The following is a 1,991-nucleotide window of genomic DNA, read 5'->3' on the forward strand; positions in this document are numbered from 1 at the left end:
TATATGTTGTTCTAATTTTCCCCATGAAAAAATCCCCTCCATAGAAGACAGTACAATCCTTTCTTTTTACTGTCTACTATAAGGGGATAATAACAGTTGGAAGATCCTTTTAGCTGCTTGTTCAATTAAAGCGCCCGTTTGCGGAAGATCGTTTCAAGGACCTTATTAAAGTAATGTTAGGCTTTATCTTATGTACATATCTTCACAAATAAGCATAATTTCCTTACCAATAATTTCAGTGATATACTACTAAATGGAAATGAAGGATATTTATGGAGGGTAAGAAAGAAAAGATAACTAAAAAAGATTTAGGTTATTGGATTCTAATCCTTATAGGTTTAATATGTATAATTTTAACTTTGAAGTTAAGTGACAATGCTAGTGCAGTTGATTATATCGGCTTTGCTGCAACTCTTACATCACTGTTACTTTCTGTAGTAGCAATTATTTACTCATTTTATCAAAATAGTACATATACTAGTACTAGTGAGAAGTTAGAATCATCAGCCAACAAAATTAAGAAAATTACTAGAGAATTAGCTGCTGTGTCTGAGGTTAGAAGTATACTAGAAGAAATGAAATTAGAATCCCAAAACTTCAATCATTCTTTAATTTCTCTGCAACAAGTTGTTTCAACAATAGAAAATGGTGTTAGTGAAGTTAAAGGAAACTTATCTAATGCTAATCTTGCTATGTTCCAACAGTTTGATAAAGAATCTAGCAAACAATCAAGTAGTGAAATTAATTTTATTAATTTCGAAGCGTTTCTGAACTCCTTAAATTCATATAGCGTTATGACTTTTTACCTACACTTACAGATACATAATAGAAAGCTAAAGTTAAATTCTAGGGAGTTCTTAGAATGGTACATAAGAAATTTTACTTTTCCTGAGGTGACTATTGATGATTCAGCAGTTCAATTTTATAGGGCAATGATTCAGGGTACGTTATTGGTTTATGAACAACAACTAAATCTTTTCTCTGTAAACATGGACACTACGAATGATGCCATGATAACTAAGTTTAACCCTGAGTTCGAAAAGGCATTAAATGCAAAAGTAAAAGAGTTATTAGCTTCAAAAGATGATAAAGCAATAAAATACCGTAACATCATAAATGATTTTATTGAAACTATATAGAGATTATTTAATTAGGAAAACCAGAAACAAAAGCTGGTTTTCTTTTTTTACTGTGGATATGTATTTTCCCTTATATTCATTTGCCCAAAACATGATTTTTATCATTAACGGAGATATGTTATTTTATAACCTTTGCTTGTTAAACAATACTGCTCCGTTAGTTTAAGTGAAAATCCTCACAATTTATAATTTTCTTACCACTTGTTATGCAACAATATGGCCCTTAATTAAAGCTTTAGCTTTAAACCCTCATGCGTTGCTTTAAAACCTAACCGTTCATAAAACCTTAATGCATCTGGTCTTTTTTTATCAGTTGTCAGTTGTACTAAATGACAACCACGTTCTTCTGCACGTTGAATTGCCCATTTTATAAGTTCAGTACCTACACCCTTACCTCTTACAGAAGCTGATGTTCTCACTCCTTCGATAGTAGCTCTCCATCCACCTTGATGTGTTATATAAGGTGTAAAAGTAATTTGTTGTACCCCAATCACTTCATTGCCGTCACAAGCCACTATTAACTCGTTATTAGGGTCAGATGTAATAGCCTCAAATGCTTTTATGTAACTATTAGGGAGTGAATGCTCATAACGCTCACGTTTACTTCCCAAAACATCATCTGCAAGCATTGCAACAATACTTTGTAAATCTTTTTCAGTAGCCATTCTAAATCTTATTTCTGTCTCCAATGAAATCCCCCCTCTTATTAGTAAACCTTTTATTAATTTAAATGCTACGATAACAAAAAGACACGCCTTTTCTTACGTCTAGTCAAGTATTTTAGTTTTTCTTTTTTTATTTCTTTTTGGAGGTAGGGGTACCTATTCCTCCAAACAAAATTTACACAACCCA

Annotated in this window: 2 protein-coding genes; one reads left to right on the forward strand and one right to left on the reverse strand. The window is 32.0% G+C overall.

Features of this window, described 5'->3' with window-relative positions; translation table 11 throughout:
- The first annotated feature begins 272 nt into the window (after positions 1–272).
- A complete protein-coding gene (locus HNP81_RS23535) occupies positions 273–1,139 on the forward strand; it encodes a hypothetical protein (RefSeq protein WP_182504183.1) in 867 nt (288 codons plus the stop codon).
- A gap of 227 nt (positions 1,140–1,366) precedes the next feature.
- Here the strand turns inward: HNP81_RS23535 and HNP81_RS23540 are convergent, their stop codons facing one another.
- Positions 1,367–1,804: a GNAT family N-acetyltransferase gene (locus HNP81_RS23540; protein WP_376766783.1), complete on the reverse strand. Its 438-nt coding sequence runs from the start codon at positions 1,802–1,804 to the stop codon at positions 1,367–1,369.
- Positions 1,805–1,991 lie beyond the last annotated feature (187 nt).

The organism is Peribacillus huizhouensis, assembly GCF_014138605.1.
In the GTDB taxonomy this organism is placed as follows: Bacteria; Bacillota; Bacilli; order Bacillales; family DSM-1321; genus Peribacillus; species Peribacillus huizhouensis.

Excerpts from the sequence above, each read along its gene's own strand:
- HNP81_RS23535 (WP_182504183.1), top strand. The coding sequence starts at position 273 with ATGGAGGGTAAGAAAGAAAAGATAACTAAAAAAGATTTAGGTTATTGG.
- HNP81_RS23540 (WP_376766783.1), bottom strand. The coding sequence starts at position 1,804 with ATGGCTACTGAAAAAGATTTACAAAGTATTGTTGCAATGCTTGCAGAT.